This window comes from Acidobacteriota bacterium, assembly GCA_016196035.1.
GTDB lineage: Bacteria > Acidobacteriota > Blastocatellia > RBC074 > RBC074 > JACPYM01.
In genome coordinates this window covers 107,635-128,068 of the sequence record JACPYM010000125.1, presented here as the reverse complement: position 1 = coordinate 128,068, position 20,434 = coordinate 107,635, and the positions used below count along the sequence as shown (strand labels likewise).

The 20,434-nt window shown below is 58.4% G+C and carries 20 protein-coding genes and 1 tRNA gene; 9 read left to right on the top strand and 12 right to left on the bottom strand.

All coding sequences use genetic code 11. The features are described from left to right. Nucleotides 1–9: 9 nt before the first annotated feature. Nucleotides 10–1,008 (bottom strand): GHMP kinase, encoded by a 999-nt coding sequence (locus tag HY011_35160; protein ID MBI3428194.1) that lies wholly within the window; start codon nt 1,006–1,008, stop codon nt 10–12. After that, a complete protein-coding gene (locus HY011_35155) occupies nt 1,005–1,997 on the bottom strand; it encodes a UTP--glucose-1-phosphate uridylyltransferase (protein MBI3428193.1) in 993 nt (330 codons plus the stop codon). The genes HY011_35160 and HY011_35155 overlap by 4 nt, the downstream gene beginning before the upstream one ends. A 199-nt stretch (nt 1,998–2,196) precedes the next feature. Between HY011_35155 and HY011_35150 the strand changes: the two genes are divergently transcribed. The 4 genes from HY011_35150 (at nt 2,197) to HY011_35135 (ending at nt 7,358) form a co-directional block, all read left to right on the top strand. Then, a complete protein-coding gene (locus tag HY011_35150) occupies nt 2,197–3,417 on the top strand; it encodes an ABC transporter permease (GenBank protein ID MBI3428192.1) in 1,221 nt (406 codons plus the stop codon). Nucleotides 3,418–3,557: 140 nt separating this feature from the next. Beyond that, on the top strand, nt 3,558–4,361 hold the full coding sequence (locus tag HY011_35145; GenBank protein MBI3428191.1) for a BtpA/SgcQ family protein: 804 nt from the start codon (nt 3,558–3,560) through the stop codon (nt 4,359–4,361). A gap of 130 nt (nt 4,362–4,491) precedes the next feature. After that, a complete protein-coding gene (locus tag HY011_35140; GenBank protein ID MBI3428190.1) occupies nt 4,492–5,787 on the top strand; it encodes an ABC transporter permease in 1,296 nt (431 codons plus the stop codon). A 209-nt stretch (nt 5,788–5,996) separates the two neighbouring features. Next, complete coding sequence (locus HY011_35135; GenBank protein MBI3428189.1) at nt 5,997–7,358, top strand: hypothetical protein; 1,362 nt, start codon at nt 5,997–5,999, stop codon at nt 7,356–7,358. A 22-nt stretch (nt 7,359–7,380) separates the two neighbouring features. Here the strand turns inward: HY011_35135 and HY011_35130 are convergent, their stop codons facing one another. Next, nucleotides 7,381–8,229, bottom strand: a complete 849-nt coding sequence (locus HY011_35130) for a hypothetical protein (protein MBI3428188.1) — start codon at nt 8,227–8,229, stop codon at nt 7,381–7,383. 2 nt (nt 8,230–8,231) lie between these two features. After that, on the bottom strand, nt 8,232–8,822 hold the full coding sequence (locus HY011_35125; GenBank protein MBI3428187.1) for a sigma-70 family RNA polymerase sigma factor: 591 nt from the start codon (nt 8,820–8,822) through the stop codon (nt 8,232–8,234). A gap of 434 nt (nt 8,823–9,256) precedes the next feature. On the opposite strand from HY011_35125, the gene HY011_35120 reads away from it, so the two are divergent. Next, on the top strand, nt 9,257–10,123 hold the full coding sequence (locus HY011_35120; GenBank protein ID MBI3428186.1) for a hypothetical protein: 867 nt from the start codon (nt 9,257–9,259) through the stop codon (nt 10,121–10,123). 168 nt (nt 10,124–10,291) lie between these two features. Next, entirely contained in the window at nt 10,292–11,815 is a 1,524-nt protein-coding gene (locus HY011_35115) for a hypothetical protein (protein ID MBI3428185.1), read from the top strand. Between the two features lie 273 nt (nt 11,816–12,088). On the opposite strand, the gene HY011_35110 is transcribed toward HY011_35115, so the two are convergent. Together HY011_35110 and efp are read right to left on the bottom strand one after the other, a co-directional pair. Beyond that, entirely contained in the window at nt 12,089–13,066 is a 978-nt protein-coding gene (locus HY011_35110; protein ID MBI3428184.1) for a Gfo/Idh/MocA family oxidoreductase, read from the bottom strand. A gap of 141 nt (nt 13,067–13,207) precedes the next feature. Continuing rightward, nucleotides 13,208–13,780 carry an elongation factor P gene (gene efp / locus HY011_35105; GenBank protein MBI3428183.1) on the bottom strand — a complete coding sequence of 191 codons (573 nt, stop codon included), beginning with the start codon at nt 13,778–13,780 and terminating at the stop codon, nt 13,208–13,210. A gap of 149 nt (nt 13,781–13,929) precedes the next feature. Between efp and HY011_35100 the strand changes: the two genes are divergently transcribed. After that, a complete protein-coding gene (locus HY011_35100; GenBank protein ID MBI3428182.1) occupies nt 13,930–15,099 on the top strand; it encodes an NAD(P)/FAD-dependent oxidoreductase in 1,170 nt (389 codons plus the stop codon). Nucleotides 15,100–15,211: 112 nt separating this feature from the next. Here the strand turns inward: HY011_35100 and HY011_35095 are convergent, their stop codons facing one another. Further along, nucleotides 15,212–16,018, bottom strand: a complete 807-nt coding sequence (locus HY011_35095; GenBank protein ID MBI3428181.1) for a L,D-transpeptidase family protein — start codon at nt 16,016–16,018, stop codon at nt 15,212–15,214. 116 nt (nt 16,019–16,134) lie between these two features. Between HY011_35095 and HY011_35090 the strand changes: the two genes are divergently transcribed. Beyond that, on the top strand, nt 16,135–16,968 hold the full coding sequence (locus HY011_35090; GenBank protein ID MBI3428180.1) for a lipase family protein: 834 nt from the start codon (nt 16,135–16,137) through the stop codon (nt 16,966–16,968). A 224-nt stretch (nt 16,969–17,192) separates the two neighbouring features. Here HY011_35090 and HY011_35085 read toward each other — a convergent pair whose 3' ends face one another. The 4 genes from HY011_35085 to HY011_35070 form a co-directional block, all read right to left on the bottom strand. Further along, on the bottom strand, nt 17,193–18,641 hold the full coding sequence (locus tag HY011_35085) for an adenosine deaminase (protein ID MBI3428179.1): 1,449 nt from the start codon (nt 18,639–18,641) through the stop codon (nt 17,193–17,195). A 193-nt stretch (nt 18,642–18,834) separates the two neighbouring features. After that, nucleotides 18,835–19,098, bottom strand: coding sequence for a UPF0175 family protein (locus HY011_35080; GenBank protein ID MBI3428178.1), 264 nt, complete (start codon nt 19,096–19,098; stop codon nt 18,835–18,837). Nucleotides 19,099–19,150: 52 nt separating this feature from the next. Beyond that, nucleotides 19,151–19,333 (bottom strand): hypothetical protein, encoded by a 183-nt coding sequence (locus tag HY011_35075; protein MBI3428177.1) that lies wholly within the window; start codon nt 19,331–19,333, stop codon nt 19,151–19,153. Beyond that, nucleotides 19,314–19,586, bottom strand: coding sequence for a hypothetical protein (locus HY011_35070; protein ID MBI3428176.1), 273 nt, complete (start codon nt 19,584–19,586; stop codon nt 19,314–19,316). The genes HY011_35075 and HY011_35070 overlap by 20 nt, the downstream gene beginning before the upstream one ends. A gap of 224 nt (nt 19,587–19,810) precedes the next feature. Here HY011_35070 and HY011_35065 point away from each other — a divergent pair, with 224 nt between their 5' ends. Next, nucleotides 19,811–20,107 carry a tyrosine-type recombinase/integrase gene (locus HY011_35065; GenBank protein ID MBI3428175.1) on the top strand — a complete coding sequence of 99 codons (297 nt, stop codon included), beginning with the start codon at nt 19,811–19,813 and terminating at the stop codon, nt 20,105–20,107. A gap of 91 nt (nt 20,108–20,198) precedes the next feature. Here the strand turns inward: HY011_35065 and HY011_35060 are convergent. Next, nucleotides 20,199–20,270 (bottom strand) — tRNA-Cys (locus tag HY011_35060). Nucleotides 20,271–20,434: the final 164 nt, after the last annotated feature.

Below are 20,434 nucleotides of genomic sequence, written 5' to 3'. Positions count from 1 at the left end.
GGAAGCGGGTCATTCCACAATCGGCTTAATCACCGCGCATCGCTCCGCCTCAAACGCCTGCTTCAATTTCGCAAACATCACCTCATCCGTGTACGTGCCAATGATCGAACCGCCTGAGCCGGCGAATTTGGCGGAAGCGCCGAGCGAACGCGCCAACTCGACCATGCGAATGTGCTTGGGATTGATGTTGTAAATCGTCCGCCGCGTATCAAAGTTTTTGTTCATTAGATCCGCCACGCCCGCGTGATCGCCAGTCAGCAAACATTCGCGCGCCTGACGCGCCAATTCAGCAAACGTCAGCATCGCGTTGACCACCAGCGCCTCACCGTTGTCGTAGCGTTTGCGGATGTCGTTGTGGAAGACCTCTGACGATTCGGCCAGTTCGGTTTGATAGGCGATGTAAACCGGCGGCAACAGGCCGATGTCCAGCGCTTCGTATTGTCCGTGGCCGTGCGCCGCCATGAACGCCTTGTCGAAATTCATATACGTCAGCCCTTCGTACACCTGCGCCACGCGATCTTGCAGTCCCGCGCCGATGCCCAGGTCTTCGCGTTCGACTGAGAGGATGATGCCGGGCAGGATTTCGCGCGGAATCGTCACGTCATAAAACTGGCAGAGCGCCCGCATTGTCGCTGTGACAATCGCGCTCGAACCGGCCAGGCCCACCTGGCGTGGGATGTTCGATTCGTAACGCAACGAGAAATTGACCGGCGGCAGCACGATGTTTTGCGCCGCGCAGTATTCGGCAAAACGTTTAATCGTCGCTTTGATCAACCGCATGCCGCCGTAATAACCATTCAACCGCACGTCGTGCAGCATCTCGTCCAGACTGTCGAAGCGGCATTGATCCTGCCGCGTCGGCATGATTTCCAGCTGCGGCCATTCGTAAATCACCACCTGCGCGGCAAAATTTTTGACGATGATGCTGATCGTTTGGCCGTGATAACCATCGCTGGGATTGCCGATCAAACCGGCGCGCGCATAGGCTTTGGTCTTGAACAACCTCATGCACCGACTCCTTTGAGCAATTCGGGCAAGCGCGCGCGCAGGGCCGCGCCGTATTCGGGATCGGTCAGCGCGAACTCGACAAAGGTTTCGAAGTAGCTCTCGAAATTGCCGATGTCATAGCGTTTCTCATCCGCGCCCAGCCGCAAGCCGATAATGCGGCCACCCTCTTTCAGCACCAGCCGAATGGCATCGGTGATTTGCAATTCGCCGCGCTGGTCAAAGGGCGTGCGCTTGATCGCGTCGAAGATGTTCGGCGAGAAAACGTAACGCGCCGCAATCGCCATGTTGCTGGGCGCATCGGCGACGTTCGGCTTTTCGACCAAGTCAACGATGTCAAAAACCTCGCTCTGGCCGTTCCAATGCGCCGGGCTAACGATGCCATACATTGAAACCTGTTCGCGCGGGACTTCTTCGACCACGATGGCGACATCGGCGTTGCGCGCCTCAAAGGCCTTGACCAGCTTGGCGACTGCCTGCGATGACCGGTGCCGCCCGATGATCGAATCGCCCAGCGCGACGACAAAGGGTTCCGTTCCGGCGAAATGTTCAGCGCACAGGATCGCGTCGCCCAACCCCTTCTGCTGTTTCTGGCGCGTGTATAGAAAATGCACGCCGAGGCGTTCGTAGGCCAGTTCCTGCAACAGGTCTTCCTTGCCGGTCTCGCGCAACGCGCGGATGAGTTGATGGTCTTCGTCAAAGTGATCTTCGATGGAATGTTTGCCGCGCCCGGTCACGAATAACAGCCGTTCGAGGCCGGCTTCGTGCAACTCTTCGACGACGTATTGGACGATGGGTTTCTTGCCGACGGGCAGCATTTCTTTGGGTTGCGATTTGGTCGCGGGCAACAAACGTGTGCCCAGCCCGGCAACGGGTACGACTGCATTACGAATAGCCACGAGTAAAAATCTCCTCTTGATGATGAATGCGGAATGCGCAGCGCTTACTACAGAATTGCGCTGCTGAAGCGGGATGGTAATATACGGCAGCATCGGGGCTGCGCCAAGTTATAGCCCTCAAGAAAACGCAACCACGAAGCAACGAAGAACACGAAGCGAAGAAGAGCTGGCAGAACTTGCATTTACTGTGGTTCCAGCGGCTTCTTCGTCCTCTTCGTTTCTTCGTGGTGAGCCTTCTTTTTCTTGCATGCTATGGCGGCTAACCACGCGCATCGTCGTTCAACCAACCGCTATGAATCGAAGCGAAATTCTCGCCACTGCGCTCAGGTCGTTGCTCGCCAACAAGCTGCGTTCGGCGCTGGCGATCCTGGGCATCGTGGTCGGCATCAGCGCGCTGGTGGCGATTGTCGCGCTGATTGATGGAGCGAGCGGCTACATCACCGACAAGCTTGTGACCTTGCAACCCGATGTCTTTCAGGTTTCGCAACTGCCGGCCAGCATTCTCAACGTCAACGATTTCATCAAAGCTTCGAAATGGAAGCGCATCGAGTATGAGGATTTCGCCGCCCTGCGCGAGAGTTCGCGCGAATGCGGCGCGGTTGGGGCCGAAGCGAATTTCGCGGGCCGCTTGAAATATCGCGGCACCACGACCGGCAGCGTGCAATTGCGCGGCCTGACCGCCAGCCAGTTTGACATTGAGCGCATCGAAGTTGCCCAGGGGCGCTTTTTCACTGCTTCGGAAGAAAGCGGACATGCTTCAGTTTGCCTGTTGGGCGCGGACATTGTGGATGATCTGTTCGGCGACACCAATCCGCTGGGCGCGGAGTTGAGCGTGCTGGGCAAACCTTTCACTGTGATTGGCGTGATGGCGCGGCGCGGTGCGCTGTTTGGACGCTCACAAGATCGGTTCATTGTGTTGCCGCTCACCACGCTGCTGCACCGTTTCGGCGCGCATCAAGCGCTGACCATCTATTGCCAGCAACGCGCGGCGACGAATGCCGCCTCGGCCATTGACGAAGTGCGCGGGCTGATGCGCAAACAGCGCCACTTGCTTTTCGGAGAAGAAGACACGTTCTTCATCATCACTTCCGATTCGGCGCTGGCGATTTATCAAGCCGTGATCGGCGGGTTTTATCTGGCGACGATTTTGATTTCGGGCATCGCGCTGACGGTCGGCGGACTGGGCGTGACCAACATCATGCTGGTCAGTGTGCGCGAACGCACGCGCGAGATCGGCTTGCGCAAAGCGCTGGGCGCGCGCCAACGCGATGTGCTGCGGCAATTCCTAGCCGAAACGGTGTTGCTCTGTCTGTTCGGTGGCCTAGTGGGCACGTCAACGGGTTTGCTGGTCGCGCGTTCGATTGCCTGGCTGACGGCGCTGCCCTTTAGCTCGCGCCCATTTGTGGCGCTGCTCGGTTTCGCGGTTTCGTCGTTGGTCGGTGTTGTCGCGGGCGTTTATCCGGCGCGGCGCGCAGCCCAGATGTCGCCCATTGAAGCGTTACGTTATGAATAGGACTCAGGCAGAAGCATTGCCACAGAGTCACGGAGCCACAGAGGAAAGGCTTGAAAGACCGGGAAATTACCGCTCTCGCTCTGTGGCTCCGTGACTCTGTGGCGAACTTTCCGGCTATTGCGTGAGCCCTGCTAAATAAAATGCTGACTTCCCTTTTCCCAAAACCCAAACCCATCATTGGCATGATTCACGTCGGCGCGTTGCCCGGCACGCCCGCGCAGACGCAAAGCATCGCCGAACTCGTCGCGCTCGCCGAACGCGAAGCCCGCTTGTATCGGGACGGCGGCGTAGACGGCATCGGCATCGAGAACATGCACGACGTGCCCTATTTGCGCGGCAGCGTCGGGCCAGAGATCGTCGCCGCCATGACCGTGATCGGACAGGCGGTCAAAAACGCCAGCGGCCTGCCCACCGGTATTCAAATTCTGGCGGGCGCCAATCTTGAAGCAATGGCCGTGGCGCACGCGGCCAAGCTGGATTTCATCCGCGTCGAAGGTTACGTCTTCGCCCACGTCGCCGATGAAGGCTTGATCGAATCGTCCGCCGCGCGCTTGCTGCGCTATCGCAAGCTGATCGGGGCCGAACGCGTGCAGGTCTGGGCGGACGTGAAAAAGAAACACGCCGCGCACGCGCTCACGGCGGATGTCGGATTGGGCGCAACGGCGGAAGCGGTGGCGTTCATGCGCGGTGACGCCGTCATCATCACGGGCAGCGTCACGGGGCAGCCGCCGCAACTGGCCGATGTGGCTGAAGCCAAAGCGCACGGCAGTTTGCCGGTGCTGCTCGGTTCAGGCGTGGGGCCAGATAATCTTGAAAGCTTTTATGCCGCCGCTGACGGTTTCATCATCGGCTCGTATTTCAAAGTGGCTGGGCATTGGGCGAACACGGTTGACCCGCAGCGCGTCGAACAGTTGATGACGCGCGTCGCGCGCTTGCGGCATTAAGCAGCTTTGATTCGGATGTACAGCAGGCTGCCAGCCTGCTGGGAACGTAGCCGAGAACGCAGTCATTTTGACTCTACCATTGGCGCAACAGCAGCAGGCTGGCAGCCTGCTGTACAGCACTTGCCCTGCAATGAAATCGGAACATTACAAACCGCTGCTCAGTACTCACCGCACGACCGAGTTCAGCGAAGCCTTTACGCTGGCGCTCAGTTCGATCAATCAACACCGCTTTCAATCTTCGCTCACGCTGGCCGGCATCATTATGGGCGTCGCGACGGTCATCGTCGTGGTGGCGTTGATTCAGGGGCTGGATGGCATGGTCAAGCGCGCGCTGACGCGGTTGAATCCGAGCAGCTTCATCGTCGGGCGCATGGGTTTTTCAGACATGGGCAATCCCGATTTCATGGCGCTGCTCAAAAAGCGTCCGCCGCTGACCGTCGAGGACGCACAGGACATCCGCGCCAATTGCCCGTCGGTGCGCGTGCTCAGCCCGTTTTACGCCAAGATGCCGTTCGAGCCGCTGCACGTCTGGTACAAAGGCATCGAGGCGCAAGGGCCGATTATGCGCGGCGTCGAGCAGTTCTTTACCGACGCCACCGGCATTCTGGTGGAACGGGGCCGCTTCATCACGCAAAGCGATTCGACGCATCGGCGCAACGTGGTCGTGATCGGGCAAGCCATCGCCGATGGACTTTTCAGCGCCGAAGACCCACTCGGCAAGCTGTTGCACATTGATGGGCAGAGTTACGAAGTGATCGGCTTGATCGAACGGCGTGATACGTTCTTCGGCGCACCGAGCGAGAATCAACTCATCCTGATTCCATTCGGCACCTTCGACAAATACTATTCCGAGCGCGAGAAAGAGTTTCTGCAATTCTTCTGCCTCGCCGCCTCACCCGAAGCCGTCGAGCAAGGCATGAATGAAGTGCGCGAGTGGTTACGTCGCCGCCGCCGTCTGCCGCTCAATGCGCCGGACACCTTTGCGGTCTTCGCGTCAAATCAAATGGTGGACATTTGGACGCAGGCTTCGAGCGGCATTTGGATCTTGTTGATCGGCGTCTCTTCGCTTGGTTTGTTGATCGGCGGCATCGGCGTGATGAATATCATGCTGGTCAGTGTGACCGAGCGCACGGCGGAGATAGGATTGCGCAAAGCGGTGGGCGCGCGGCGGCGCGATGTGCTCTGGCAGTTTCTGCTCGAAGCCGTTATGTTGACCTTGCTGGGCGGTGTGGCGGGTGTGCTAACCGGCGTGGCATTGGCGCTGCTGATTCAATGGGCACAACCGAATTTTGCGGCGACCATTTCACCGGGTGCGGTTACTGCCGGGTTGCTGGTTTCGGTCAGCGTGGGCCTATTTTTCGGGCTGTGGCCCGCCTGGCGCGCGGCACGACTCAACCCGATTGAAGCATTACGTTACGAGCGGTGAACAATCAGTTTTAGGATTTCAGATCAGTTTGCAAATGCGTTTACGGCGCATAGGCACTGATACGGTACCGCGCGCGTGAGCAAGCGGCTCTTCAAGTTTATGTCATTGACTGAACCGCCACCGCTCCGCTTGCTCACGCGCGCGTTACCGTACCGCTGCGCGGTTTTCCTATCCGCTGAAGTGAAACCGATCTATGTGAACTTACCTGCATGCCCCAACCATCCCTTCAACCCATTCTTACAGACGCAACAGATTACTATCATTCCCTGCTCAACGGCTCGCTGGCCGCTGACGCGCAAGCCAAACTGGTGGAAGGCACCGCGCGCCACCGACTGCGTTTCGGCAAGCGCCCGATTTGTAATGTGCTGCGGCCCCTGTTTGTCACCGCCTGGCAATACGAATACATGCGGCGCGAATCAGCGTTGGTGTTGTCGGCGATTGAAAAACTGTATGCCGCGCTGATGCGTGATGCACGGTTACGCGCCGAATTGGATTTGTCGCCGAACGAAGAGCAAATCATTCAGATCGAGCCGGGCTTTCGCGCGCCGGATGCCAGCGGGCGGCTGGATGCCTTTCAGAATTCGCACGCCGATTTCAGCTTCGTCGAATACAACGCCGACAGCCCCGGCGGCATTTTGTACGGCGACACGCTGGGCGAAATTTTCAGCGAGATGCAGTTGCTCAAAGAATTCAGCCGCCGCTTCCCCGTCCGCCGCGTGCCAATGAAACCGCAGTTGCTGCAAACGCTGCTCGACACCTACCGGCAATGGGGCTGGCAGGAACGCCCGCGCATCGCCATCGTAGATTGGAACGAAGCCGCGACTTACGCCGAGTTTGAAATCTGCCGCGACTATTTCGAGTCGCAAGGCTACCCCACCATCATCGTTGACCCGCGCGAACTGGAATATCGCGGCGGCTGGTTGCGCGCAGGCGATTTCAAAATCAACCTGGTTTACAAACGCGTAGTCGTCGGCGAATTGATCGAGCGTTGCGGCCTGCAAACTCCGCTGGTGCGGGCCGCGCGCGACCACGCCGTCTGCGTTGCCAATTCCTTCCGCGTGCAGATGCTTTTCAAAAAGGCCACCTTCGCCCTGCTCGACGATCCTGAGTATGCGCACCTCTATTCCGTCGAAGAGATTTCAGCCCTGCGCCGCCACATTCCCTGGACGCGCAAGCTACGCGATGGCGTGACGACGTATCGCGGCAAAACGATTGACCTGCTCGATTTCGCCGCCGCCAACCGCGAGAAACTGGTGCTCAAACCCAACAGCGATTATGGCGGCAAAGGCGTCGTGCTCGGCTGGGATGGCGACGAAGCGCGCTGGCAAGGGGCGTTGTACGACGCGCTCGACGGTTCATTCGTTTTGCAGGAACGCGTGGAAGTACTGAGCCAGAGCTTCCCGACACTAACCGGCAATGGCATCTCGTATGAAGACCGCTATGTGGATTTCGATCCCTACACCTGGGGCGGCGAAGACGTCGTCGGCGCGGGCGTGCGGCTGTCGGCATCGGCGTTGTTGAATGTGACGGCGGGGGGCGGTTCGGCGACGCCGCTGTTGCTGCTGGAATGACCTGCTGACACTGCAGCGCAGCCTAAATCTTCACGGCCTTCGCAAAAGCAAGTTGGAGCACTTCTTCGGCAGCGCTGTCTGAAGTCAGCACACACGTGATCACCCCCTCCTGCCAGAACACGACAGTCAAGCCATTCGCCTGGTAAATGTAGAACCGGATTCCTTTATTTTCGCGCAAGCTGACGCCTGCCGGCGGTAGCTCCCTCACCTGGCCTGGATACATCTGACAGATCAAAATCTTGCTGCCTTCCCCACGGTAAACGAATAGCGCGCTCGGGCGCTCGATCAGTTGATGGACGCGTCCGCCCACTAAATGGTAGTTCATCATAGCCAGGTCAAAGACCCGCGTGTTGAAAGCGATGCCACCGGCGGAGAAAAACCGCTCCAGTTCATTGACCGCGCCGGTCTGCAACATCAGGGGCAATTTTTCAGCCTGGTAATTCCGATAATCCCGCGCGACTGCTGTTAGCAATGACGCCGATGCTGTAGGCAGCTCAAGTGACTTACGCAGTTGCGTGCCGAGCATAAAGTAAGACAACGCCAGGGCCACACCGGCAAAGAGGACGAAACCGTAAGCCAAGAGCGCGCTCCGTTGCCGCCACCATACCCAGGAGAAAACTGGCGGGGCGCTAGACTCGCGGTCTTCCAGGGCCAACGCCGCCAAAATGTTTTCTTCCAGTTTCGCGGGCGCGGAGGCAGCCGCATATTGTTGCCGGGCAATTTGCCTGGTCCAACGCAGGGCCTCCAACTCTCGCCGGCATTCCGCGCACGCTTCCAGATGACGCTCCACCTCAAGACACGCTTCGTGGTTCAGCCGGTTATCCAGCAACTCCTGAATTTCATCCTTAAAATGTCGGGTCTCAAGCGGCATTCTTATACTTGCGCCTTTTGAACGTAACCTTTCTTCAGAGCGTACTGCTGTAACTCCAAAAACAACAACTTCCGCGCGCGAAACAGGCGGGAGCGCACCGTCCCTACCGGACAATTCAAAATAGCGGCGGCCTCTTCGTAAGACAACTCTTCCACGTCCACCAGCAGGACTACTAAGCGGAACACTTCAGGCAACCGGTTGAGCGCCTGCTCTACTTCCGTTCCGACCCCCCGCGGATTTAGCGCCCGCTGCGGATCCCAGTCCGCCGCCGTCAGGCAACGCTGGAATTTTTCCTCCAGCTCGTCAATAGAAACAGCTTCAGGTTCCCGCTGTTCCTTGCGATATTTATTCGCAAAGACGGAATACATAATGGTAAACAGCCAGGCCTTGCAATTGGTTCCCGGCGTGAAATTGTGAAAAGTGCGGTAAGCGCGCAGGTAGGTTTCCTGAACCAGGTCGCTGGCATTCTCAGCACGATGAGTTAAGCGCAAGGCCGTATTGTAAAGGGATTTCGTGAAGGGCAGAGCTGCCGCTTCGAATTGAACCCTTTTATTCTCGGCCCACGCCTGGTTGATTACGGGCAAATCCATCATGAGGAAAGCTGTTGAATGAAACCGCGAATCGGACCTTCAAAGGCGGCGCTGTAGTTTGAATTTTAAGCTACGCCCCATCACTGAATCTATTTTTCACTCAGCCTTATTCCCCTAGCAGGCATTTTCTTTTCCGCGCGGGAACTTTTCCCTGTCTCCAGATTGTTGAACCCAATGTACCGCTGCTTTTGCTTTGCAAGCCACTCATCCGCGTTGTGGTAAAGCGAAAGCACGGAAGCGGCAATTTAATGGCTGACCCAATAGTTGTTGCAGGAGCTACGCTACGTTGATGGCCGCGCGCAATTCAAAGCGTTAGCAAAGCAAAATTACGATAGCCACTGCAAAACCGCTGGAGTCATTCAATCAACCCCGGGTTCAACGAAGGTCGAATCCATAAAAAATTAAGGATTAAGGATTAAGGATTAAGGAGACATCAAATGAAACTTCTGTTCAAAGGGGCGCTCTTCGCATGCGTTTTCTCCGTAACTCTGCTGGCAATTTCCAACCCAACTCTTGCGCAAGACCACCTCGATTCCAGCATTATCGAAAGCTCGCGCGATTTTGCCACGCTGCCGCTCACGATCGGCAATTCAGGCCTCTACAAACTCAAACGCAGCATTCAGGTTCAAAGCGGCGATGCGATCACGATTACGGCAGACAGCGTAACGCTCGATCTGGACGGCCACACCGTGTCAACACAAGCGGCTCACACCGGGCGCGGCATCTTCGTCAACGGTGCTACCGGCGTTCGCGTGATCAATGGCCGCGTCGCCGGGTTTGCCTCGAATGTGATGGTGATGAACTCGGTCAACGTCAACGTCGAAAATTTGCAGATTACCGGCGGCGGCTTTCAGCCCGGGCTGAATGGCGGCGGCCCCAGTGAAGTGGGAATCCAGTTGCTCAATTCACGTGGCGGAATGGTGCGGGACAACAACATCAGTTCGGTGAATCTAGGCATCTTCGTGCGTGGCGGCGAATCCACCGGCAATCGTATCTTCGGCAACACAATTGTCGGTGGAGCCATTCCGGCCAACAACCTGCTTGGCATCTGCTACAACCCCGCCCCGGGCGAAGACCCCGCTGGGCCGCGTGGTGATCTGATTTACAACAATCATATCGCCAGATTCGGCTTCGCGGTTTCTGTCAGTGCAGGTTCGATCAACAACATTTTCAGAGAAAACAATCTGGCCAGTTTCACGGCAGGCTTCCGCGGAACTAACGCCTTCACCACCGGAGGCGGGACGAATGTGGCTGAGGGGAATTTGGAGGTGCAGCTTCCCGCGACCTCCCTGATAAAGCCTTAGTTCGGTGCGAACAGTTCAGCGCCGGATGGCCGGATTGTTTTTCGGTCCCGCCAGGCGCGTGGTGTGTCTGCGGCCACCCACGCGCCTGCACGCGCAATTCACAACCACGAACTGGCGAGCGCCCCGGCGCCGCCATAATCTATAACTGAAAAATAAGGAGTAGAGAATATGAGCAAAAAAGTCCACAACTTCGCAACCTGGGTTTGCCTGCTGGCGCTGGGGGCCTTTGCACTGGCGCTATTCACCCAGAACAAGACCTTCGCGCAGGAGCGGAGCGGAACTTCCGCGCGGGCCGCGCAGGATCGCAGCAGCGCCCCCGCGCGCGAGGTGGCAACGACGCCCCAGAGCGCAAAAGCCCGCTCCGCGCGCCAGGCCAGACCCCGCAATGAGACGGAAGCCTTTGCCAGGCGCGGAGACATTAGCCACTTGCCTCCACTGCTCAAAGCGCGGCTGATCGAACTCGCGGCGCGGCCACACACCTTCGAACCGACCACGGCCTTCGCCGAGGCCGCCGACCCGAGCCAGCTCTTTCAGTACTACCTGCTGGACACGAACCATTTCCAGCCCAACGTCTTCACCAGCGTCGTCCCGGGTCTCAACGACACGGCCATCCCGACTGCGGCCAATGCCGCCAACGGCGGCTTGCCGACGCTCGGCTCCGTCCGGGTCGTGATTGAACCCAAAGCCGGTCTGCCGACCGATCCCAATGATCCCGGCGCGTTCATTGATGTGTTCATGGATTTCTCCGGGCTGTTCGTGATCAACAATGAGGCCGGCTGGTACGAAGGCTGGATGATCAGCGACCTGCGCGTGCCGCGTGTCGCCCCGCCGCGCGCTGACGGCACGGCGCAGTTCGGCACGCTGACGCAGGCCGACTATGACGCCATCGCGGCGCGCGGGAGAGGTAACAACCGAGTCGTCGGCAACATCTTTACGGCGGACGGCAACGCCCCGCGCCTGGGCAGTGTCAACGATGTTTTCCCGGACCCGGCGCGCCAGCCCAACACCGTCCCGCATCCGGTGAGCATGGGCGCCTTCAACGCGCTACAGCAGAGCGATGTACATGCCTACTGGGAGTTCAATGCGGGCACCAACTGGGTCTTCCCACACTACGAACTGCCCTTCACCGGCGGCGTGCCCGGCACCTTTGCGGCGGGGCTGCAATACGGCCTGCAATCGGTGATTCCCGGTTCAGGCCCGGCAGGCGTAGTGAATAACAAACTGATCTACGGCGACAACCCGGACAACCCGCGTGACCCGGATCGCACGGAAGCCACCAACCCGGCCCAGCGGGAGTCGCGCAACCGTTTCATTCCCAGCGCCCTGGATCAGGAAGTGCTGCTGAACGCCTTCCTGCGGGTGAAGTCCTTTAAGCCGGACGTGACTGACGTGGGCATGCGGCTGTTTATGTCCTACGCGCAGGAAATCGCCAGAGTGGATCAGAACGGCGACGGCGTCATCTCTTTTCAAGAAGCGGACATCAACGGCTTCTCGGACGGCGGTCAATCAAACCGGCGCCTGTACCTTCCGCCGAGCGCGTTCAATCGCTTCGCGGTCACGCGCGAGATCAACGACGGCTTGCTGGCGCCCCGCTTCGCGCCCTTCCAACGCGCTTACGTTCTGAGCGGCTCGTTGACCCTCGTGCGACCCTCAGTACCGGCCTCTGTCCCGCGCGACGCGGACGACCGGTAGAACGAGGCCAGCGCCAATTCATTTGAACGCGGCGCGACCGCAACCTGTGCGGGCGTGCGGCTGCCGGCGTCGGCGTTGTTGAATGTGACAGCGGGCGGCGGGGCGGCCACACGCCACTTTTTGTGCTTGAGGCATAAAACAGTCATAAACAAAGCTCGTCAAGCAACAAGGGCATGGAGTTCAGCCTTCAGGCTGTCTGCGGCGCGCAACGCGCACCAAACAAGCTAAAGCTTGAACTCCATGCTCTTTTCCTGCGTGTACGCCTCGCCTTTATTAATTGACGGCGTAAATCTTTTCTTCTAACCGTGCAACCTCGCGGCCTATGGCGCCACCGACAGCGGGTTCGCGTTGCGCCAGCACGGCCTCGGTAAATTCGGCAAGCAGGGGCTGGTGAATGTTGGGATGTGGCGGGTGAATCTCGTTGCGTTCACCCTGAGCAGTTTGTATGTGCAGTGCGCCTTGATTGAGCGCGGGCACGTGCAGCGAACCTGCGCTGCCGAAGATCGTCAGCGTATCCTGCGACTGCCACGCCGCGTGCGAGACATTCAACACCGCGCGCGCTTGACTGGCAAAATCAAAGACGGCCACGGCGGTGTCTTCGACTTCCCTTTCAAACAGCACGCTGCCGATTGAGCTGTGAACGCCAGCAATCGGGCCGAGCAGGTTGAGCAACACTTCGATGCGATGGCAGCCGAAGTCCATCATCGGGCCGCCGCCCGCGAATTCTTTTTGCACGAACCAGTAACGCGGCTGATCGGGCGCGGGGTTGAAACGCTCGAAGGCATTGATCTGCGCCAGCACGGGCACGCCGATTTCTCCGGCGGCCCCAGCGGCGAGAATTTCTTTGATGCGTTGAATGACGGGGTAAAAGTGGCGGTAATAGGCGATACCGAGTTTGACGCCGTGGGCCGCGCAGGCGGCGATCATGAGGTCGCATTCGGCGGTGTTCAGCGCCATCGGTTTTTCACACAGCACGTGCTTGCCCGCTTCGGCGGCGGCGATGGTTTGTTCAGCGTGCAAACTCACGGGCGTGGCGATGTAAACGGCTTGGACTTCCGGATCGGCCAGCAACTCGCGCCAGTCGCGGTACCAGCGGCGCGCGCCGAATTCGCGGGCGAACTCTTCGGCCAAGTGGAAGCTGGCGCGGTTGACGGCGGTCAATTCGCAATTCGGCAAGTCGCGTAAGGCGGGCGCGACGCGTTTGCGCGCGATGTCGCCGCAACCGATCAGGCCCCAGTTGAGTTTTTGCATGGCTTATTTCCAATGAAGACAAGGAACGTTGATACAGTACGGGGAGCGTGAGCGACCTGAGCCGCGGAGTTAGGCGGTGTGGTTGCTGCTCAATGCTTTAACGACCGAGGCTCAGGTCGCTCACGCTCCCCGTACTGTATCTTATGCACGGCTCACAAACTCGCCCGTCTCGGTGTTCACGCGCACGACTTCGCCTTCTTTGATAAACAACGGCACGCGCACGACGAGACCGGTTTCGAGCGTGGCGGCTTTAGTGGTGCCGCCCGAAGCCGAATCGCCTTTCAGCGCGGGTTCGGTTTCCTTAATCGTCAAATCCACCATCGTCGGCAATTGAATCGAGATCGGGTCGCCGTTGTATTTGCGAATCTGCAAATTCATGCCGTCTTTCAAATAGAGCCGCTCGTCGCCCAGTTGCTCTTCCGACAGGGCGAACTGTTCATAACTCTCGTCATCCATAAAATGGAAGCCGTCGCCATCGCCGTACAGGAACGAGGCGGGTTTCAATTCGACATCGGGTTCCTCGAATTTCTCGCTGGTCTTGAAGGATTTTTCCAGCACGTTGTCGGTCAGCAGGTTGCGCAGCTTCGTGCGCACCATCGTCGAAGCGCCGCGCGCCGAGGGCGAGGCGAAAGAGACCTCGACCACGGCGTAAGGCTGGCCTTCGACCGCGATAAACATTTTGCGTTTGAGTTCGTTTGCTCCAATCAGTGCCATATCAACCTCGAAAGAAGGATGTGCCGCAAAAAGGCGCACAAGACGCAAACTTTGCCAAACAGTTTTTGCGCGTTTTGTGCTTCTTTGCGGCTGAATTAAGGCGGGCAGGATAAGCTACGCGGCAGCGTTTGGTAAACTGACCCTGACATATGCAACCTGACATCATTATCATCGGCGGCGGCGCGGCGGGTTTGTTCTGCGCGTTCACGGCGGGGCGGCGCGGGCGCAAGGTCTTGCTCATCGAACACGCGGGGCAAGTCGGCAAGAAGATTTTGATCAGCGGTGGCGGGCGCTGCAATTTCACCAACCTGTACGCCGCGCCCGAAAATTTCATCTGCCGCAATCCGAACTTTCATAAATCAGCGCTGGCCCGCTACACGCCGCACGATTTCATCGAACTGATCGAACGCCACGGCATCCGCTATCACGAAAAGAAGCTGGGCCAGTTGTTTTGCGACGGCTCGGCGCAAGAGATCGTCGAGTTGCTGTTGCGCGAAGGCGAACGTGCGGGCGTGACCATTCGCACGGGCTGCCGCGTTGAGACGGTGGATCAACAGCACGGACGTTTCGTCCTCACGACCAATCAGGGCCGTTTTGAAAGTGCCGCGCTGGTCATCGCGACGGGCGGACTTTCGATTCCGCAGATGGGCGCGACCGATTTTGGCTACCGCGTTGCCAAGCAGTTCGGCTTGAAGCTGGTGCAGACGCGCCCGGCCTTGGTGCCCTTCACGCTGGACGGAGCTGACCGCCGCGTGCTCAGCCCGCTGAGCGGCGTTTCAGTAGATGCGCTGGTGAGCCTGGATAATCAAGCCTTCCGCGAAAACATTCTGGTCACGCATCAGGGCTTGAGCGGCCCGGCCATCCTGCAAATCTCTTCGTACTGGCAACCGGGCGCGGCCATCAGCATTGATCTGTTGCCTGATACCGACGCGGCGGAATTGCTGAGCGCCGCGCGCGGCAGCCAAAAGGAGCTGCAAACGCTGCTTGGCCAATACTGGCCCCAACGTTTCGCGCAGGCGTGGGCACAGCTCAACGCCACAGCCAAACCGTTGCGGCAATACTCGAACAAGGAATTGCAAAGCATCGCCGAATGCATCCAGCGCTGGCGGCTCAGGCCCAACGGCACCGCTGGCTTCCGCAAAGCCGAAGTTACGGCGGGCGGCGTGGATACAGACGAACTGTCCTCGCGAACGCTGGAAGCGCGGCGCGTGCCTGGCTTGTATTTCATTGGCGAAGTCGTGGATGTGACGGGCTGGCTGGGCGGGTATAACTTTCAGTGGGCTTGGGCGAGTGGTTATGCGGCGGGGCTGGCAGCCTGACGGGCCTGAAAGCAAAAGGCAAAAGGCAAAAGGCAAAAATGGGGGGAAGCCTGGCGCCACCCTTTTGATTTTTGCCTTTTGCCTTTTGCCCTTTGCTTTATTTTCTCTTCCGCTACGGCAACCGCCACGCCCCTTTCAACCGCGCATATTCGCTAACCAGCAATTGCACCAGCACCGGCTGCTGTCGTGCATCCAGCCAGCGCAAGACCTCTTCCATCAAGCTGGCTTCCATCGCCGTGCAACCGGATGTGCTGGACTTCGGGCCGCCCCAGATGTGCAGGAAGATGCACGAGCCGCCGCGTGGTTTGGCTTTCACACTGCTTTGACCGACGCCGCCCGCGTTGTGTTCGACGACGACGCCCCAGCGGTACAACTCATCTTTGCGCAGCATGTCTTCGTGACTTTGCCAATCGGGTTGTTTGAGGTCGGCGCGATTTACGACGCGGTTGTAATAGGCCGATTGCGCGTCGTCCACGCATTGCATCGTCGCGGTTGACGCGACGTAAGGCATTTTCAACTGGCCCGCCTTCCCTTTCGGCGCATAACCAAACGCCGCATTCAGCCGAAACGCGCCCGCCGGAGATTTGCCATCGCCTTCCTGTTTTAACGGATCGTTACCTTGCGCCAGCGTGGCCGGTTCGCCGTGCAGCCCTGCGCCCCAGGCCAGGCCGCTGCGCCCGACAACGATGGGAACGGGTTTACCGACAGGTTGCCAGGCGCTGCGCGTGGTGCGGCGGGCGTAGCGTTGCAAGGTACCGGGCACGGTCTGCCAATCCTTCGTCGTCACGACAATCATTTGCCGCGACTGGGTGAGCGGCGACTTGGCCGCTTGTCCATAGACGGGCGTTGATGTTCCGTTGGTCATGATCACGAGCAAGCTGGCGCAAAGCGCGCCGCTCAATGTTTGCAAGGCTTTCATTCGACATCCTCAATTACTGTTGCTAGACTCCGCGTCGCGTTCGCCCCAGCATGGCAGATCAATTCGGCAGCACGCTGACCGATTACACCCACAACCTTTTTGCAGCGGAGACCATTATGCCTACCTTTGCGTTCAATGCTAAAGACGAAACTTACAATCCCCAAAATGCGCTGACGCTGGGCGAAGCCGCCCAATTGGCCTATGCCGACCCGGATGAAATCAACAAATGCGTCCAGGGTTGGGGCTTTGCGCCCGACCGCATCCACCACTTCCACAAGCATGTCTTGCTTCCACCGGTGGACACGCAGGGCTATGTGTTCAGCAACGAGGAAGCGATCATCGTCGCCTTTCGCGGCACCAGAGATAAATTGGATTGGCTGACTGACGCCAAGTTCCTGCCGGTGCCAGGGCCAAATTCGATTGGCTTTGTACACAGTGGATTTGAATTTGCCCTCGCACCAATCATTGACGAACTGGTACAAGTCATCAGCCGGTTCCGTGATAACGGTCAACCGATCTTTTACACCGGCCACAGCCTGGGTGCGGCGCTGGCAACGCTGGCGGCGCGGCGCGTGCAATTCGCCAGCAAAAACGTGCATTGGCCGCAGGGCGTTTACACCTTCGGCTCGCCTTGCGTGGGCGATCACGCGTTTGCCAATGCGTATGACAAGGAACTGCAATCGCGCACCTTCCGCTTCGTCAACAACAACGATGCCGTGCCGCGCTTGTTGATGGCGACGTTCCGACACGTCGGGCGCTTGCTTTATTTCGACGGCGAGGGCCGCGTGAATTCGGAGACCACGGCGATGCAGCGTTTCGCCAACCTAATTATGGCGGCGGTCAAAGACGTGCGCGCCGCCAACGTTCATCAGATCGCCGGCCTCAACGATCACGGGATGGCACATTACGTCGAGCATCTCAAAGCCAATCTCGATAAAGACCTGCTGTAATTTACGGCACAGCAATGCGTGAAACTACAGCTTTCAAGAAAAAGAAATTCTCCCACGAAGCTACACGAAGAAAACACGAAGCCGGATTGATTTGTATTTCTTTCTTGGTGGAAGCTTCGTGTGGCGTCGAGGGGAAAATCATTATCTTGAAATCTATCACCTGAGAGGCACCGGCAACTGAAGCTCACAAGTCAGCGCCGCTCACGTTAAAGGGAAAAACTGTATTACTGCGGCAGCGCGCGCTCGAATTGCCGCAAGTCCTCTTCGAGTTGCCATTGCAGCCGGGCTTTTTCATTGCCATTCAAAAATTGCTGACGGGCGTTCGTTGCCCCGTTGGCGCACGCCGGCACGGGCTGAAAGCGGCGCGCATCGGCCCACAAACTTTTGCCCGGCAAGAAAGCATGTTCCAGGCTGTGGCGCGCCAGCGCCTTGAGTTGCAGATAACCCAGCCCGTGCTCTTCAGCAGCTTTCAAAAATTCGCGCGAAATTTCAGAACGCGAGACGCCTTCGTCATCGGTCGCCAACGCCACCGGCACGCCGAATTGCAGATAGGTCGCCAGCGGATGCTGTGCGCCCCGCACGCCCAGAATCACCTCATTACTCGTCAGGCAGATTTCCACCAGCACGCGGCGGCGCGCCATTTCGCGCAGCAACTGGTACGGCTCGTCTTCGTGCATGATGTCTACACCGTGCCCGATGCGTTCGGCCTGCGCCTTCAGCACCGAATCACGAATGTGAAACGACAACCCGGCGGGAGGTACGCTGCCGGGCGCGAGTTCGCCCGCGTGCAAGCTCAAATGCGCCTGTGGATAGCGCGGACGCAGGAAGGCCAGCATCTCCATGTGCAACGCGAAATTTTGCATCGAGAGCAAGCCGTCTTCCGGCTGCACCAGATTCACCCCGACGACTTTGGAATTTGGATCATTCGCCAGCGCCAAGCCTGTCGCCATTTGCGCAAACACGACACCGAGCGCCGCGCCACGCGAAACCTGCGCGACATAACGCAACGTCACCTTGCATCCGGCAGCGGCTTGCGGGGTGCCACATTGCAACACCTTGTCCTTTTCGGCTTCGGCTTGCTGCAACGCCTTGACGCCTTCGGCTACCGCGTCGGCGAGGCCGTTGCTTTTCAATTTGTCCAAAGTGCCCGCGAAATCACCATCCCAGCCGACCTTCAAGCCCAACGCCGTAGATTGCCCGCTCGCCGGTGTCAGCATCACTTCCAAGTAACTGACCCGCCCCCTGGCCGCCCGCGCCGCCGCTTCGGCCAGCATCTGCCCCGTCTGCCCGGCGGTCGCCGCGCCGAATTTGCCAAAGGCATCAAAGAAATGATCGTGCCCGTTCTGCCCCGACAACGGCCCCGGTTGCCAATATCGCATAGACCAGGCGTCAATCAATTGCCGGTACAACATCCCATCCGTCAGCGCCTTGCTCACCGGCGGCACGCCCTTGTCGGGGTCACAGGATGGTTGCGTCAGCACGCCCGTCGCCTGATTCACACACAGATTTTTCTCCGCCGCCCACTGGATAAACGTTTCGGCGTAAATGCCTCCCGACAGATGATTGTGCAAATCGCCGCCCTTCGGCATGCGCAACAAAAAGGCCAGCATCTGCGGCGGCGCACGGCGAATGGATTCAAAGTAGCGGGCGGCGCGTTGTTCTGGCGTCCCCAAGCGGACGGGCGGCTTGACTGCTTGCGCCTGGGCAGGCCAAACGAACAGTAGCAGCCAGAGGAGATCGACGAGGTATTGCTTAAAGGAAGCGCGGGAAGAAGTAGTGGGGTTCATATTTTAGCTTGATAGGGCGGATTATCGAATTCGCCGAGTTCCGCTAACAGGATCAAAGGGGAGGCATTTGAGACAGCAATCACGAGGAAATTTGCGGCAAGAGTTTTCCGATGCTCAACTGATCTTGTTCGTAATCTTCCTGCGCATAATGCAACGGCACGGCACGTTCAGCGGCGAAGTCCATAAACTCGGCGACTAACACGCCGCCCAGTTCTGCCGCGCCCCCCAGCGACACGGCATCCTCGCGGAACAATTCCAACGCCAGCAGCTTGGGCGTTTCACTCGCCTGAATGCGGGCAGCGTCTAACAACTCAGCCGGTAGCTCAACCTGTACAGTCATCATTCATTGTTTACCACCTTGCTTTCAGCATAGCACAGACGGCAACTTCCACTCATCACGCTAACACCGCCCGCTCCACCAACGCCCGCAACACCGGCTCACGCTCTTGCGCTTCAACCAGGCGGCGCAAGTCTTCGCCGTCAATCGGCACGACGCGCAAGCTGTCTTTGCTATCGCGCAAGGCTTCGCGGTGCAAGGTCTCGGCTATTCGGTGCAGATCAGGAAACCCAACGGGCACTATCCACCGCGCGTTTCGAGCCTGCGGTAAAACTGCACGTCTTCATTCTTGCCGCCGCGCGGGGCTTGCCGGTGTTTGTTTCGACCAGGATGAGGCTGCCCCAGCCGCGCCAGAACGGATCGGCGCTCGCATTGCGCAACGCCAGCTCAAGCTCTTCCGTTGCCGTGTGGTAGTTGCGCTCGCCGACGGTGAACCCAGGATTGTGGCAAAACTGCCGCGGTGTTATCTCGCGGACGCTTCCCAACCCTTGCACGACATCGCCGCCTTAATCTTGCAGACCGGCTGCCGTCCAGAGGAAATCTATCCGCTGACAGCAACCAACGTGAATCTTGTCGAAGGCTTCCCCCAGGTCACAAAAGGCAGAACCAAAGCCGCACGTCGCCGCATCCCGCTCACCTAAACCGCAAGTGAAGTCCTTGAGAAACGCATTAACGAAGCCGAAGCGAAGGCACTGACCCATTCCCTCACAAGGAAAACTTGAACAAACCGATGCTGAAGGCCAATCACGCCCATGACGGGGCACTCAGACGTAGCGGCATCGCCAAATGCACCATTTACAGCTTGCGCCAGATCTTCGCCAGTCGTGCGGCAATGAGCGGAACTAATTTCGTCACGCTCGCGGCATTGCTGGGACACAGCCGTATGCAAATGGTGCCGCGCTACGCTCACTCGTCAGAAGAACACAAGATCAACCCTATTTGGAAAATGGAAGATTGGAACCGGGAGCTTGCGATGTCAGAATTTCAGGTTGGTAATGCTGAGACGGTCAATTGATGGCAGGGCTGATTCCGAAGAAGTGCGAATAGCCCCCACAGCGGCTATTTTGACGCGAACTGCAAACCCTGCAAATTCTTGAAAAGAAAAGAGGCGGCGATCGGAATCGAACCGATGGATAAAGGTTTTGCAGACCTCTGCCTTACCACTTGGCTACGCCGCCTAATCTGACTCGTAAGTTGGAAAGAAGGCTCGCTATCCGAGAAAAAGGGCTTCATGTAGAAGCCCGCGAGCGAGGCGTATAGTTCCATAGAAGGTAGCCCTCGTCAAGACCCCGACCGTGCATAAATTCAAGCAATGGTGCGAGAAAACAATCCTTATAAAAGC

What these genes read in the sequence shown, in the direction of transcription:
- HY011_35120 (MBI3428186.1), top strand. Translation starts at nt 9,257, where the DNA reads ATGAAACTTCTGTTCAAAGGGGCGCTCTTCGCATGCGTTTTCTCCGTA.
- HY011_35130 (MBI3428188.1), bottom strand. Translation starts at nt 8,229, where the DNA reads ATGCCGCTTGAGACCCGACATTTTAAGGATGAAATTCAGGAGTTGCTG.
- HY011_35115 (MBI3428185.1), top strand. Translation starts at nt 10,292, where the DNA reads ATGAGCAAAAAAGTCCACAACTTCGCAACCTGGGTTTGCCTGCTGGCG.
- HY011_35090 (MBI3428180.1), top strand. Translation starts at nt 16,135, where the DNA reads ATGCCTACCTTTGCGTTCAATGCTAAAGACGAAACTTACAATCCCCAA.
- HY011_35100 (MBI3428182.1), top strand. Translation starts at nt 13,930, where the DNA reads ATGCAACCTGACATCATTATCATCGGCGGCGGCGCGGCGGGTTTGTTC.
- HY011_35140 (MBI3428190.1), top strand. Translation starts at nt 4,492, where the DNA reads ATGAAATCGGAACATTACAAACCGCTGCTCAGTACTCACCGCACGACC.
- HY011_35135 (MBI3428189.1), top strand. Translation starts at nt 5,997, where the DNA reads ATGCCCCAACCATCCCTTCAACCCATTCTTACAGACGCAACAGATTAC.
- HY011_35150 (MBI3428192.1), top strand. Translation starts at nt 2,197, where the DNA reads ATGAATCGAAGCGAAATTCTCGCCACTGCGCTCAGGTCGTTGCTCGCC.
- HY011_35160 (MBI3428194.1), bottom strand. Translation starts at nt 1,008, where the DNA reads ATGAGGTTGTTCAAGACCAAAGCCTATGCGCGCGCCGGTTTGATCGGC.
- HY011_35145 (MBI3428191.1), top strand. Translation starts at nt 3,558, where the DNA reads ATGCTGACTTCCCTTTTCCCAAAACCCAAACCCATCATTGGCATGATT.
- HY011_35095 (MBI3428181.1), bottom strand. Translation starts at nt 16,018, where the DNA reads ATGAAAGCCTTGCAAACATTGAGCGGCGCGCTTTGCGCCAGCTTGCTC.
- efp (MBI3428183.1), bottom strand. Translation starts at nt 13,780, where the DNA reads ATGGCACTGATTGGAGCAAACGAACTCAAACGCAAAATGTTTATCGCG.
- HY011_35155 (MBI3428193.1), bottom strand. Translation starts at nt 1,997, where the DNA reads ATGCTGCCGTATATTACCATCCCGCTTCAGCAGCGCAATTCTGTAGTA.
- HY011_35110 (MBI3428184.1), bottom strand. Translation starts at nt 13,066, where the DNA reads ATGCAAAAACTCAACTGGGGCCTGATCGGTTGCGGCGACATCGCGCGC.
- HY011_35080 (MBI3428178.1), bottom strand. Translation starts at nt 19,098, where the DNA reads ATGATGACTGTACAGGTTGAGCTACCGGCTGAGTTGTTAGACGCTGCC.
- HY011_35125 (MBI3428187.1), bottom strand. Translation starts at nt 8,822, where the DNA reads ATGATGGATTTGCCCGTAATCAACCAGGCGTGGGCCGAGAATAAAAGG.